The sequence below is a fragment of the Janthinobacterium kochi genome (assembly GCF_051380715.1).
GTDB lineage: Bacteria > Pseudomonadota > Gammaproteobacteria > Burkholderiales > Burkholderiaceae_D > Janthinobacterium.
Genome location: NZ_JBNYXO010000010.1, coordinates 182,681 through 198,307 on the forward strand (window position 1 = coordinate 182,681; position 15,627 = coordinate 198,307).

General features: G+C 68.7%; 2 protein-coding genes. Both read right to left on the minus strand.

The window, feature by feature from the left end; translation table 11 throughout:
• Nucleotides 1–45: 45 nt before the first annotated feature.
• Entirely contained in the window at nt 46–1,677 is a 1,632-nt protein-coding gene (locus tag ACQ4WL_RS20715) for a ShlB/FhaC/HecB family hemolysin secretion/activation protein (protein WP_436511414.1), read from the minus strand.
• A 153-nt stretch (nt 1,678–1,830) separates the two neighbouring features.
• The gene (locus ACQ4WL_RS20720; protein WP_436511415.1) at nt 1,831–15,519 is read right to left on the minus strand and encodes a filamentous hemagglutinin family protein; all 13,689 of its coding nucleotides are present in this window, start codon (nt 15,517–15,519) and stop codon (nt 1,831–1,833) included.
• Between the last annotated feature and the right edge of the window lie 108 nt (nt 15,520–15,627).

Consider the following 15,627-nt stretch of genomic DNA (forward strand, 5'->3'; position numbering starts at 1 on the left):
TCCGAAGAAAAGTCTAAAAAAGTACAGTGCTGGTGAGCTGGCCCGTCAGTAGCTGGCCGACAGGTTGAAATTGATGCGGCGCACGTGTTTGTGCGTGCGCGGGCCATCGCGCAGCGGGTAAGCAAAATCGATGCGGCCATTCAGGTAGCGCAGGAACTGGAAGCTGCTGCCCACGCCCACGGACGCCAGGCCGAACAAGTCTTTCTGTTCCGGCAGCGGATCGCGCAAGCGCAGGCGCGCGCCATCGGCAAAGGCAAACAAACGCCAGTTTTCCAGGCGGCTGAAATACGTCAGCTGTGGCGTGCGCCATTCGACGCTGCCGGAGATGCCGTAGTCGCCCGTCGCTTCGGCTGACAGATAGCCGCGCACGGAATTGGCGCCACCGGCGGCCATCTGCTCGCCCGACACCAGCGCCGCATCGGCCAGCTGGCCCGCCAGCTTGCCGTACAGCTGCGCGCCACTGCCCAAGGTGTAGGTGGCGTTGGCATCACCCTTGAGTACGAGGAAGCTGGGTGTAGCCTTGTAGCGCTTGTTGTCGTAGGCGGCGCTGTCGCTGCCGTAGCCGAACGAGGCGCGCGTGCCGGCCACCAGCGACAGGCCCAGGCCATACGTCGCCGCGTCCGTCTGCGCATAGCCGTTGTAGGCCACGCTGAGCGGCACATACTTCAATGGAATGCTCGAGCCGGCGCCATTCAGTTTCAGCGCTTCCTGGTTATCCTTGAAATCGATGCCGGCAGAAAAGCTGTGCCACCAGATGCCGCTGTTGGGCACCGTGTAGTTGACTTTCATGCCCAGCGCGTGGCCCTTGCCCAGCACGCTGGTACCGCCCGTGCTGGCCACGTTGCTGTTCGACTGGTAGCCGGTCGCTTCCACGCTCCAGCCCTGCGTGCCGATGGGCGCCACGTACGAGGCGGACCACACCTTGGTCTGGTTCAGGTCGCCCGGTGTGCCGAAAAAGCTGAGGGTGGCGCTATGCCCGAGCTGCCACAGGTTGTCGTGGCCCAGCGAGACGCTGCTGCGCAGCTTCTTGGTATCGGCGCTGTAATCGTTGTTCAAGCCCACGCTGGCGCGCCACGGGCTGCTGTCTTCCACTTTCAAGTCCACGTCCATGGTGCCGGGCAAGCTGCCTTGCTTGACCAGCGGCATCACCTGGCGCTTGGGGCCGCGGTTCAGGGCCGTCAGCTCCACTTGCGCCTGTGTAAAGTCGGGCACCTTGCCTTCCGTCAGTGCCGGCACTTGCTGGCGCACGTCGAGCGGCGAGTTGTATTGCGCACCGACCACACGCAAGCGGCCCACCTTGGTTTCGCTCACTTGCAGCACCACCACGCCCTGCTCCACCTGCTGCTCGGGCAAGTCCACGTAGACGGACTGGTAGCCGCGCGCCTGGTAGGCGGCGACCAAGGCGTCGCGCGCCCCTTCCACGTCCTTCAGGCTGCGGCCCGGCCCCAGGAAGGGCGTGACCGCCTCTTCGATGGCACGCGCATCGAGCACGGTATTGCCGCGCACCAGGTATTCCTCGATCGTCACTTGCCGTTCCGGCACGGCCGGCGCGGCGACAACTGTTTCCTGAGCGCAGCTCATGCCGGGCAACGCCAGCATGGCCAGGCACAGCATCGTCAAGGCGGTCGCGGGTGCCGCTGGTGCTGCCCCCTTGCCCTGTTTTTTCATCTCACGCATCTTCCATTCACCTTAAAATCAAACGGTTGCCCTGTGTTGCGGCGCTGGGCCGGCGTTTTGTACTGCGGATGTGGTCCACCGAAGCTTGTCTACTGATGCCTAGACTGCCGCCGCGCGCGGCGACTGTCGAATGTCATCAAATGTTCATAAAACTCACGGTTGCAGGCCGCGCCGCTCGTTCGGCGTGAGCGCCTGCAGCTGCGGCGCCGTCAAGGGCCCCGCGCCCAGCACCTGCACCACGCCGGCCGGCTGGTAGTTCGACGCCTGCGGCTCGCCACCCTTGTGCTTGCCGACACCGCCCTCGTCCGCCTGCTCGTTGCCAAAGCCCAGTACTTTCACCGTGAACAGCGATGGCAGCGCCTGGCGCGTGGCAGCCCGTTCACGCTGCAGCACGTCCTGCGCCGCAGTGACGGCTTGCGTAGCGGCCGCGCTGGCATTGCTGAGCGCGCCCACGTTCACCGCGGCGATGACCGGCATGCCCGTGGACTTGCCCTGCACCTGGATGTTTTCCGCATTCACCACCTGCAGCGCGGCCAGGTTGACGTTGCCCGAGACGCGGATGCCCGCCTCGCCCGCGTCGATGGTGCCCAGCGGGGCGATCAGGTCGATATCGCCGGGCGGCACCTCCGGGATCGGGTTCAGGGTGGCGATGCCGGCGCCCGTGTTCGGCGTGGTCGGCGACAGGCTGACCATGCCGATGTCGTCGTAGGCCCGGCGCTGTGGTGTAAACACCACGGTGGACTTGGAGCCGCGGCCGGCATTGATGTCGCCCTGCGCCGACCAGGCCAGGATATTGCCGCCGAAGGTGGTGAAGATGCGGCTCTGGCCCAGCAGGATGCTGTCCCTTGCGTAGATCTGAATTTCACCGGCGCCCTGCGTCAGCACGCCCGAGCCTTCGCCCGGCACAAAGCCGCCGTCGACGCCCACCAAGGTGCGCCCGCCCGGTGTCAGGATGTCGATGTTGCCGCCGAAGTCGGTGTGGATGCCGGCATCGGCCAGGTCGAATACCGGGGCGTGGGTGTCGCCCAACAGCGCATATTGTTCGCGCGTCAGATAATTGACGCCCTTGCGCGGCCGCTTGGTACTGGTACTCTCGGCGCCGTCCGCATAGTAGGTGGCACCACTGAACATGGTCAGATCGCCCGCATAGGTCACGGGTTTGCCCTGCGCATCCTTGCTCGGGAACAGCGTGGCGATGGCTTCGCGGCCGCGCAGGTAGCTGCCTTCGCGCACGCCGCCCGCCGCCGTGTACTCGCGCCCGCCCGCCTTGAGTTCGGCGAAATAGACGTTGCGCAGGAAGACCCGCTGCTGCTCGGCCGGCAAAGCCGTGAAAAACTTGCGTGCGTCCATGCTGGCCGCGTCAAAGCGCAGTCCGAGGCCATTGCGCTGGCCGGCGCCATAGCGGGTTTCCAGCCAGTTGACCAGGTGCAACTGGCTCGACAGGCCGTACTCGCGCTGCAGGTCGCGCTTGGCGGCACCGCTGGCGCCGCCCTGGCGCACCTGCTCGAGTTCGGCCTGGCGCGCGGCCAGGAAGGCCGGCGCGCCCGCTTCGTCGCCGCTGTAGCCAAACTCCGTGCGCAACCAGTCGCTCATGCCCAGCCGGCCGCTGTAGACGGCGACCGCCTTGCCCGGCTGCTCGGCCAGGGACTTGCCCGGCTCGCTCAAGTTGGCCGGATCGAGGTAGCGCGCCGCGAAGGCGGCGTAATCGGGGCCATGCGCCCCCACCCCGGCAGCGACCACGATGCCGGCGCCGCTGCTGCGGTCGCCCGGCGTGACGTTGGCTACCGGCCCGATGCTTTTCAGCTCCGCCTTGTCGGCCATGTCAATATCGCGCCCGGCCGTCACTTCCAGCGTGCCGGGACCGGCCACATAGAAGGTGCCATAGCGGATGTCGCGGCCGGCATGCACGACCGACACCTCGTCCGGATTGTTGTGCAGCGCCAGATTGCCGCGCGCCGAACCAACCAGGATTTCCGTCGGCCGCAGCGGCAGCGAAGGATTGGCGTACGCTATCTCCGAAGTCCAGCCCAGCAGTCCCTGTGGCGTGGCTTCGACCAGCCCCAGCGCCGTGCCGGAGTTGACGATGTCGCGTCCTGCACGGATATCGACCGGACCGGCGCCCTCGTACCAGGTGCTGTGGCTGGCCGCGTTGCCGCCGCCGCGCGTGATGATGGAACCGGTGCGCAGCCCGATGATGTCGCCCGCCAGCGCGTAATAGCGCGCCGGCAACTGGTCCTGCACCGCGTAACCCGAGGCGGTGGGCGGCGTCAGCGTGAACAGCGGATAGCGCTGCGGTGACGCGCCCCCTTCGCGCGAGGCGAACAGCAGGCTGGGCGCCTGTGCCTCCTGGTTGACGTTATGCGTGTACATGTCGCCATAGGCGGTAGTGCCGGAAACGCCCGCGAAGCCCGGATTGAACGGGCTCGGCAGCGCGCTCGGGTCGGCGCCCGACGCCGTCACCGAATAGCCACCCGCGTAGATCGAATCGGCAGCCAGCAGTTCCAGCTGCCCCGGCGTGCGGCGCGTGAAATGCGCATCGACCGGCGACGGCGCCAGCAGCATGCCGGTGGCCGGCCGCGCCAGCGCATTGGTGCCGGCATCCTCCGCACCCTGGGCCGAGTTGCCCATATACAGGTTGCCGCTGGCGGCCACCGCGCGCAATTGCGACGGCATCACGAAACGCCCGCCGCTGGAAGCCTGGTTGCCGCTGGCGCGGTCGTCGCTCCAGGCCGTGGACGGCGTCAGATTGCCGCCTGCGCTGAACAGGTCGATAGCGGTCGACGGCGTCCACAGCGAGAACCAGCTGTAGCCCTCGCCGTCTTGCGCCACGCCCTGCGCGGTGAACGGCGTGCCGTTGTTGATCTGGGTGACGCGGCCGGCATCGCCCACGCCGCCCAGCACCAGGTCGCCGCGCGCATCGATGCGCACGCCGGAGTCGCCCGGCACCACCACCGGCCCGCCGCCCGCGATGGACGAGGTGGCGGTGTAGACCTGATAGGCGCGCGACTCCTGGGTATCGCCCTTGTCGAAGCGCAGCTCGATGCCGCCCACCGATCCCGCCGCCATGCGCAAGGCGCCGCGCAGGTTGACGAAGGTGCTATTGAGGTCGCCACGGTTGCCGGCAAAACGGGTATCCGGCGTGATCTCGCCGGTCGTGTCGGCAAACGAGCGCATTTCGGCCACCGGATTGAGGCCGCCGCCAATGCGCACGTCGAGATCGCCACCGCCGGTGAGGGTCAGCACGGAACCGTCGGCCGATACCCGGCCGGTGCTGGCCACCGCCAGGTTCAGGCCCTGGCTGCGCATGACGAATTTACCGCTCTGGTCAGTACGCGGCGACAGCATGCCGGCGGCCCTGCCCGCCTCGAGCACGAGGTTGCCGCCACCCAGGGTAGCGATGCCGGTGAAGCCGGTCATCACGGGCTGGGTCTCGTACAGGTAGTTCGTGCCGAGACCGCCGGCGACGTAACTGCCAAAGTTGATCCACCAGGCGGTGGGCACGCCATCGCCCTGGGCGACCGCGCTGCCGGTGCCCTGGCGCCACAGCCAGGTGCCGACGGCGCTGCTGTCCTGCTGCGGACGCAAATAGCCCAGGTCGTCGGGGCGACGCTCGGTGCCGTAGCCGGCCCCCACGAGGTCGCCGGTGACGTCGCCCTGCGCGCGCACCAGCACATTGCCGCCATGCTCGGGATACCAGGCCTGGTACAGGCTTTGCGCGCCACCGTCCACATAGGGCTTGAAGGCGTCGCCATCGGGGCCGAGGATGGAACCCTTGCGATCCGCCGCGCGCGGCAGCCGGTAAGCCGCCGCCACATTGGCCGCCTGGGTACCGGCCGTATACACGCCGTACGGCGAACTCTGGCTGAAGTTGCCGCCGGCCAGCAGGTCGAGGTCGCCCGTGCCGGTGCGCAGCACGCTGAACAGCTGTTGCCGCGCCGGCATGGATACCATCGGGAAGCTGCCGCCTTCAGGCAGCCAGGTCACCAGGTCACCCACGCCCCACTGGTTGTACGCCAGCAGGTCCTCCACGCTGGCAAAGTCGGCGAGATTGATCAGCGTGCCGGCGGGATAGCCGGCATACAGTTCCGAGTCGCCCATCCAGTAGAAATTGCCCGCCACGCCCTCGATCGGCGGCGCCGCCACTGTCGGCAAGCTAGGCGCCAGAACCGCGCCGTAGTGGTGGTCGGTCAGCAGCAGACTGCGGTTGTCGCCCATGGGGCGCAGCGCGCGGGTATCGGCCGCCTGCAGATCGGCACCGGCCACCAGGCGCATCGACCACGACTGCGAACCGCTGGCCAGCATCGGCGCCAGCGCCCAGTTGCGGCCCTGGTTGCCGTCGGCATCGGCCGCACGCAATGCCACCGAGTCGGCGCCGCCAGGCAGCCGCACCCAGGTTTCGCTCGGCACCAGCGCGCCCTTGCGCAGCTGCAGTTCGCCGGCCAGCGCCACGCCATTGGCGGGCGTATCAGGGAAGCCGTCGCCATCGTAGTCGGGGCTCGGCGTATCCTTGACGGCGCCCACCGGGTACGGCAACGGCACGCCGCCGGGCCAGGTCATGGCCGCCACGGACATGCCCACAGGCAAGCGGGTGCCGGCGTCGAGCCGCGTGCCGCTGCCCAGCGTGACCGCCTTCGCCAGCACGGTGCCGGCCGCATACACGACATCGCCAGCGGCATTGCGCACGGCGCCGCCCAGCACCGTGCCGGCCGGCAATTCCACCTCGGCCATCAGGGTGGCTTGCGACGGCAGCGCCGTGCCGGCCCGCAAGCGCATGGCTTTCATCGGCAGGTCGTAGTTCAAGGTGCGGCCGGACTGGAAAAAGGTGTCGTCGGCCAGCGTGACGAGCTCGCCATGCGGCACGATGACGTCGGCGCCGAACGGCACCCGGCCCTTGGCCAGCATCCAGCCCTTCTCGTCCGGCGTGACCGGCAAGGCCTTGCCATCGAAGCCGTCATTGATGCTGCCGAAGACGTTCAGGTTGCCGCCGGCGCGCAGCACCAGCGCGCCCGCTTCGCCCGAGCCGGCCACGCCGGTCTTCTGCGTGTGCGGATTGACGCTGGCGTAGCGGTGGCCCGACAGGTCGATGTCGCCATCGACGTGCAGGTCGCCATCCGGCGTGGCGCTGAGAATGGCCACGCCGGGACGCAGGTGGAAGGCGTCCTTGTCATTGCGCAAGCCGGACAGGCGGCCATTCATCAGCCCGTCGTTGGCCAGGGCGCCCGTCATGAACGCCACGCTATCGTCATGCTTGCGGTCCAGGTAGGCCTGGTCGATGACCTGGTAAGGGCGGCCGTCGGCCGTCGTTTCCGTGCCCGGGCGGGCGTCCGTGTACGACCAGAAGCCGTTGACCGTGATGGCACGGGCGCCGTCGATGGCCAGCGCACCGGCCGCATCGATGGAGACGTCGTTGCCGGTGGCGCCACCGAGGCGCTGCGCACTCAGCTCCAGCGTGCCCAGCGAGGCGATGCGGTCGGCCTTGCCAGCCGTACCGGCACGCAAGTCCATGCGCGCGCCGCTATCGAGCACCAGGCGGCCGCTGCCGGCATCGATGTCGATCACGGCGCGGTTGGGCGCCTCGATCACCTGGCCATAGCTGTCGACCCGCAGCACGCTGCCGTGGGCGTCGAGCAGCGCGCTGCCAGCCACGCTGACGCCGTCGCGCGCGGCCAGGCGGATGCTGCCCACCTGCTCGCCGCTGGCGTCGACAGTGCCGTTGACGGCCAGATGGCCGCCGTCTACCGAGACCGTGATTTCGCGCGCCTTCAATTCATTGTCCAGCACCAGGTCACCCTGCTTGAGCTGGAAGCTGCGGCTGCCGAACACGCCGCCCTTGGTCAGGCGCTGGTTCAAGCCTTTGAAATCGGCGATATGCTGGCCACGCACATCGAAGCCGCCCGCCGCGAACGGCACGTCGGTGCCGCCTGCGTCGTAATGGCCGCTACTGCCGCCGGCGATGCTGCCCAGCAGCGCCACGCTGCCCGCCTTCGCGTCCAGCGCGCTGGCGGTGAGCTTGCCGGCGCGGTTGTTGACGGCCGAGAAATCGATGCTGGAAGCGGCCGCCTGGCGCACGTCGCCGTGGCGGCTGTCGAGCACCACGTCGCCGCCCCAGCTGTACTTGGCCACGCCGTTGAAATCGATCTTGCGGCCGGCCAGGTCGAGCTGGGCACCGTCGCCCAGCACCACGTCTTGCTCGGCGGACACGCTGAGCTTGCCGCTTGGCAGCAGCACTGCCGTGTCAAGCACCACGCTGCGCCCGTCCAGCGCCACTTCGGCGCCCAGTGCGCCGGCCAAGGTGGCCGCGCCCGGGGCCGTTGCGGCTGCCCCGGACGGTTTGGCGACATGCATGTCGCCGCCTGCCTTGATCTTGTTGACGGAGCCGGCGGTGCCGGTGAGCAGCGCCGTGTTCAGCGCCAGGTTGCCGCCGCTGCGCAGATAGCCCTTGCTGGCCGTATCCCAACCGCTTTGCGACTGGTACACCGACAACGATCCCGTGTGGTTGGCCGTGATGCGCTCGCTGGCGTTGATGGCGACATCGGCAAAGCCGAGGATCAATCGGTCCATGCTGTGGACGGTGTCGGGCCGGCTGTTCGGGCCGTAGCCGAACTCGACCTGGCGGGCGTCGACCTGCAGGCGCCCGCTGCCGCTGCCGGCACCGCCGGCGGCGACCAGGCCGGGCGCGGTCGTGGCGCCGTTCCACACCAGCACATCGGTCTTGATGCGCGCCACGGCGTCGCTGCCCCCGGCGCCGTAGATCGCCGGAGTGCCGATCACCAGCCGCTCCAGCGACGACTTGCCGCTGGCCGCATCGATGGTGGACAGTTCCACGTTGTCGTAGAAATGGATGGCGTCGCGCGCCGTCAGCACCAGGCTTTCCAGCGCCGGCGCACCCGCGCTGGCGTCGCCGCGCAGCAGGCGGTCAAGGATGCCCTGGTTCAGGGTCAGTCCGGCCGGCAGCGCGTCGCGCGCGGCCATGGCGGCCAGCGACGCTGTGCTGCCCACATTGATGCCGCCCACGGCCAGCACCAGGTTGCGGGTGCCGTAGGTGGTGGCGTCGCGCAGGTTGAAGCTCTGGTCGGTGGCGGCGGCGATGCTGCCTTCCGAATACAGCGGCGTGCTACCGCTGCACACCACGCCCGCCGCGCAGGCGCCGATGTCGATGCGGCCCGGTCCGGATCGCGGATCGGTGCTCACGCCGGGCGCCAGCATGTCCAGCCGGCCATTCGACACGGCCAGCACGCTGGACGTCCCCGGCGCATACACGTAGCCGTTGCCCGAATCCCAGGCCGCGGCGCCACGGCCCAGGGTATTGATGCCGCCACCCTGCTCGATGACGATGCCGCCAACCTTACTATTGGTCACCAGGAACACTTCGCCAGCCTTGAGCACGGCACCGTCGCGCACCACGATGTTGTCGACGCCGCCCTGGAACTGGGCGATATTGGCTTGCTGGTTGCCGTTGCTGCTGCTGTAGTTGACGGTGGGCAAGCCGCCGATGCCCAGGCGCGGGGCGCCGATGGCGTTCAGGGCGTCGACCCGCACGGCAATACCCTCGAAGCCGACGGTGGGCGCGGCGGCGGCGCCGATGATTTCGTAGTTCTTGCCGGAGCCGCCCAGCAGCAGCGCGCTGCCGCCGAAACCATCCTTGCCTGGCGTGTAGTTGGCCGTGCCGGCAAACCGCAGCGCGTCCTCGGTGCCGGCCTTGGGCAGCACCAGTTCGATGTGCAGCGCCTTGGCGTCGCGCTCGAGCAACGGCCGCGGCACGCCGTCGCGCACCGCCTGCGCCAGCGCGAAGGCGCTGTAGCTCGTTTCATTGTATTGCGAATAGCTGCGCAGCACGTCGGCCGGCGTCAGTACCGCCTGCGATGGCAGCGCCGTGCGCCGGTCGGTATGGCTGGTGCCCAGCTGCACGGCGGCGGTAAACGAGCCGTTGCGCATGGCCGTGGCCGAGCCTATGGGCAAACCGCCGGCGGCCAGACCGTTCAGCTCCACCCGGAACGCGCCGGGCAACAGCGCAAAACTCGATGGCAGCAAGGTATACGTGCCGGCAGCCAGGCCGGGCACGCCGGCGCCGATGCTGATCTGGCGCCCCAGCGCCGGATCGCCGGCGCCATTTTCGGCCACGATGGGCGCATAGCCCGCCTGCGCGCCCGGCACGATGGCGTAGACGGGATTGGTGGCCAGGCCGGGCAGCACGAAGCCGCCTTTGCCGGACGTCTGTACCAGCGGATTGAGGCGGGCGTCGGTCGAGCCGCCGCGACCGGCCAGGAAGGCCGCGCCGGTCAGGGTGCCGCCGCCTGACAGGTCGAGCACGGCGCCAGCGCGCACATCGACGTGCTCGCCGGTGAGCACGACGGCCGGGTCATTGCCCACGCCCTTGTACGCGACATCGACGCCGTCCATCATGTAGCTCAGGCCATCGAGCGAGCCGCCGTACGGCATCACCAGGCCGTTGGCGCTGACCGACGTCACGCTGCCAGGCAGCAGATTGGTCTGGCCCGTCACCGCGCCAAACGTATTCTGGCCCAGCGTGATTTTGCCCAGCGGCGCGCGCAGCACGCCACCCTGGTTCACCGTGGCGGCCCCCAGCTCCAGCGAGCCGAACACCGAGTAGGGCAGGGCTGGCAAAGGCGCAGCAGGATCGCCGCTGCGCTCGATGGTCAGCTTGCGGGCCGGATCGAATTCGGTCGCCAGTTGCCCGAATTCGTTGATCACGTTGCGTTTGCCCACCTCCACCTTGCCGATGGCGCCGCTCACCGGATAGATTTGCGCGCCCGCCAGGGTCAGATTGCCGGGCGTGTACAGCGCGGCCGCCGTGCGCATGCGGATGTCGCCGCTCGAGCGCAGCGCCAGTTCGCCGAAGGCGTCGCGCTTGACCACCAGGTCGTCGGCCACGTTTTGCGCGATCACGCCATTGCTGCCGACATTGACGGCGTTGGCGAGGTCGATCAGTGCGGCATGCAGCGTCAGACTGGCGTGGTCGTCCACGTTGGGCACGCCCAGCTTGCCGGCGCCGACGCCGCCATTGCCGGAGCCGCGCACCGGGTTCGGCATCAGGTGGTCGTCGCTCTGGGTGCGGCTGGTGCCGGCCAGACGGATGTAGGGCGCCGCCAGTTTGACTTGCGCGGTGGTGGCGGCATCAGCATGCTCGGCCAGGGCCAATGCGCTGGCGGTCAGGCGCAGGCTCTGCCCCAGCGACAGGTCGAGGTTGCCATCAAAACTGATCAAACCGTTCGACAGCAAGGCCAGGTGGTCGAAGCCGCCGGCGGTCACACGGTCCGCACCCAGCCGGGCCACGCCGTAGCGCAGCGCCGGATCATTATCGCCCACCTGCAGGTCGGTGGCCAGGCCACTCTCTCCCTGCAGGCGCGACAGCAGCAGCTCGCGTGGCACGCGCACCGCGTCTTCCACGCCCAGGCCCTTCAAGTCGAGCTTGCCGACGATGCCGTAGTTCGGCGCTTCGAGGTTGAGCGCCAGCGTGCCGCCGGCCGCGCCGGCGCCACCGGCTGCCGCATGCAGGCTGCCGTCGAGCAGCAAGCCGCGGTAGGAACTGAGCGCGATGGCGCCGCCGTCACCGGCCACCTGCACGCTGCCCTGGCCGGGCAGGTCGAGCACGGCGGCGGCGCCGGACGCTTCCAGGCGCGCGCCGGGGCGCACGATGACGAAGGCATCGGCCGCCTCGACCTGGGTGGCGTCGAGATTGTGCTTTGCACCGATCTCGATGCTGCCGCCAGCGCCCACATGGCCATACACGCCGCCCTGGGCGTCGGTGGCGGTGGCGGCGCGTCCGGCCACGTCGAGCACCGCGCGCTCACCGATCCAGATCGACTGGGTATTGGCGCTGCCGTCTGGACGGTTGATCTCGCCACCGGTGACGAGCATGCCCGGCAACACGGAAATGCGGCCGCCGGCCGCGCTCAGCGTGCCTTCCACGGTGATCTGGCCGTTGCCGGTCAGGCTGATGCTCTTGCCGTCGTCCACGCGCAGCGTGGCGCCCTGGCCCACCACCAGCGGCGCCTTGGCGTTGCGGGTGCCGGCCGACAGCGCGATATCGGCGCCGGCCCGTTGCTTGAGCACGCCTTTCACGGCATTCTCCTGCCACAGCGGCGCCAGCCACGGTTGCAGGACGGCGGCTGGATCGACGCCGGTAGGCAATTGGCCCGCCAGCGCCAGGTCGGCGCGCAGCAAGGGCATGCTGACATCGATGGTGGCGCCCTGCGCCACCTGCACACCTTGCTGGCCGTTGATGTTGTAGTGCGCAAAGCCGCGCTGGAACAGGTCATTGTCCAGCACCAGCAGCGGCTTGACCGCCAAGTCCTTCGGCGCGCGGTTGCCGGCCAGCAAGCGATCGCCCGCCTGCAAGGTCACATCAAACGCGAACGCGGTACCGGCGGCGACCCTGGCGTTAAAAGCGGGCACCGGCATGCCGTGCGGGAAGGCGTCGGCCGGCACCAGGTAGCCTGAACCGAGCTTGCCGCGCACGCCCGTGAGCGTGACGCCGGACGGCACGGTCATGCCGCTGCTGTAGATGATGCCTTTGCTGTCGGTGACGAAGATGAATTCATAGCTAATCGAGGCGGGCGGCACCACCCAGGCGGCCGGCAGGGTGTAGGGGCGCGCCGCGCTAAAGTCCGGCAAATCCAGCAGCGGCTGGCCGGGATGGACCTGGCTGCTCACATAGCTGAAGTCGGTATCGAGCACGGTGCCGGCCTGGATGGTGAAAGCTTCTGCCAGGGTCAGGTGCACGGGCACGGACTGGCCTGCAGGCAACACGCCATTGCCGGCCAGCACGCCGCCGCCCAGCGCCACGCCGGTACCGCTGTCGATGGTCAGCGTGCCGCCGCCGTTGACGCCGTAGCCACGCAGTTCGCCATCGAGCACCAGCGTCTCCGACTTCACGCCGTTGAGATCGTTCTGATTCGCGCGCAAGCTGATGTCGCCGCCGCGCCCGCCTTTCAGTTTGCCATCGGCCAGCACGGCTGCGCCCGAGGACGTGTCGATCGCGCTGCCGGCCGCCAGCTTGACGCTACCGCTGCTGACCAGCGCCACCGCGCCGCCGTTGACATACGGCAGTCCGGACGTGTTGCCCGGATCCAGCTTGAGCTGGCTCCACAGGCCGCGCGTGTCGAGCGTCACGCCGGCCGCCACATCGATGCCCGCCTTGGCTCCGGCCGCTGGCGTGGTGATCGTTGTATCGAGCCAGCCGCTGGTGCCGGTGGACAGCTTGCTGACGATGTCGCCCAGCGCAATGCTGCCGCCGCGCGCCGTCAGCCCGGCGTTGACCTTGACCTGGGGCGCATGCAGCGCAATGTCGCCGCCAGGCGTGACCTGCACTGCGGCGTCGACCTCGATGGCGTTGCCGGCGTAGGCCTTGATGCCGCCCAGGTGTTGCGCGTTGAGCCAGCCGGCGTCCAGGTAGGTCTTGCCGACCAGGTTCTCGGGCAGCGCGTCTTCGCGCAGGAGATTGCCGGCGCCTGCGCTGGCGCCGCCGGTGCCGATATGGATGGCCTGCAGCAGCGCCGCGGGATTGTCGCGCAGCTGCGCGCTGGCGGCGTCGTACACGGGCGCCAACTGGCCCAGCACCAGCTGGCCGTTGCGGGCGGCGGCCAGTTGCGACTGGCGGTAGCTGTCGAGGGTGGCGTCGCGCGCGTCCTGCTGGCGCTCGCCCTGGAACACGCTCGATTCGATCGCGCCTTCGAGCACGGCGGATGTGGTTCCCACCAGCACGCGGCCCGCGTCACGGCCCACGGTATAGCCGTTTTCCAGCCGTTGCTGGGCACCGATCAGGGGATTGGCGAAATTTTCCGTCACTTCTGCGCCCCAGCGCTGGTGGTGCGCGGCGTAGCCTTGGTAGACGCCGGTATACAGCATGTCGCCGGGTGCCGTCGACAGCCTGTAGAGCTGGCCATCCTTGCCGCTGAGCCAGCTCTGGCGAATCATGCCCGTCTGGACGTCAAAAGTGCCGCCGGACACGTTGAGCCGGGATCCGGCCTGGGTCACCAGTTCGCCGCCCTGGAAGGCTACCGTGCCGCCCTGCGCCACCCATTCGCCGATGCCATGGCCGCTGGTGTTGAGATAGCCGCTCACTTCGAGCAAACCGCCGCCCGTGTACCAGCGGTCGGTCGGATAGCCATTCGTGCCGGCCGCCACCCGCACCAGGTCGCGCCGGTCGACCCACAGATCGGTGCTGTTGAGGGCCTTGCTGTCGCGATTGCCGGGCGCGTCGCGCTGCTCGTTGCCTTGGGCATTGATCAGCACATTGTTCGATGCCATCGCCACGTTGACGCCGACGGCGCCGGAGACGTCGATGCTGGCGCCGCGCGCCACTTGCGTGCGGCGCGTGGCCAGCGCATTGACCTGGCCGCCGGTGGCCAGCGTCAGCGAACCGGTATCGAAGGCGATATCGCCGCCGGAGGCAATCTGGATCAGCGACAGGTCGCGGCGGTTGTAGGCGCCGTCGCTGGGCAGCGCCGAATCCTTGATGAGCGCGTCGCGCTGCACGTCCAGCGCGGTGGCGCCGCTGTCGTCGAGCAGCACCGTGGTGAGGCTGTCCGGGGCCAGGGTCACCAGGCCTTCGCTGCCATCGGCCTTCAGGTGCACGGTGCCGCGTGTCGTCACGCTGGTGCTGCTGAGCAACACGCCGGCCTGCTTCACGTCGCGGCCCGTCAGGGTGACGTCGCCGGTGAGCGCCTGCACCAGGCCGGCATTCGTCACCTTGCCGGCGCCGCTCTGCGCGTTGAACTTGACGTCGACCTCGTTGCCACGCGTGCTCGAGGTCTGGTTGGCGTCCGTGCCCAATCCCTTGCGGATGACGAAGCTGTCGCCTGCGGCCAGCGTGACTTGGCCGTTCGGCGCCGACAGGCTGCCGCCGTTATGCACTTCGCGCCCGGCCAGCAGCACGTAACCGCCGCCTTCCGTCACCGTCTGCGGCTTGCGCGTGCTGATCTGTGCGCCCGCCTGCACCACCACGTCGGCCGTGGCGCTGGCGTGCGTGGCCACGCTGCCGTTGAGCACCAGGTCGTTGGCCAGCGTGGGCTTGAAGCCCGAGCCCAAGGTTTCGCTGTAGATGCCCTTCTTGAATTGACTGTCGCTCATGCCCACGGCGGCGGCCACCAGGCTGCGCGTGTCGACCTGGCTGCTGCCGGAGAACACGATGCCGTTGCGGTTGACCAGCATCACCGTGCCGTCAGCCTTGATCTGGCCGCGCACCTGGCTGGGGCGGGTCAGCGGATCGTTGACGCGGTTGAGTACGGACCAGTTCGCCAACTGGTCAAATTGCAGGGTGGTGTTCTGGCCGATATTGAATGTTTCCCAGTTCAGGATCGCCTTGTCGGCCGTCTGCTTGACGGTCACCACGGTCTTGCCGTCGGCCTGCGCCTGCGTGGGGCCATTCGCATTGAACCAGCCGGCCGTCAGGCTGTTGCTGTCGACTTTCAAGCCGCCTTCGGCCAGGCCTTCCGGCACCTTCGAGCCGGCGGCAATGGCCGCCTGGCGTGCCGCCTGCTGGGCCGCCTGCTGCACGGCGATGGCGCGCGCGGCCAGTTGCAGGTTGTTCAGCGAACTTTGCAGCTGTACATTGGCTTTTTGCTGCTGCGCCTGCTTATTGTCCATCCCGAGGATGGCCTGGCCATTCGGCAAGCGTCCCGTGGCGGCAGCCGTGCCCTGCTGCGCGCCCTTGCCGGCGAACCAGGCGCCGCTGAACGGCTGCTGGGCCTGCGCACCACCCGCCTGCAGCAGCATGGCGATGGCCAGCGCCAGCGGTTTCAAGCGCACCGGGCGACCGGTCCGATTGCCCGCCATGGCGGAGGAGGATGCGTGTTTCGTGACCGACTTGCTTCGCTGCATGGCGACATTCCCTTTTCATGTTCCGTTGCTGACCGATATCGCGAGGCGGCGCGCGGCACGCACGGGGCGGGCGGCAGGCACTGATTCGCGGCTTCCAGCAGCATTGAC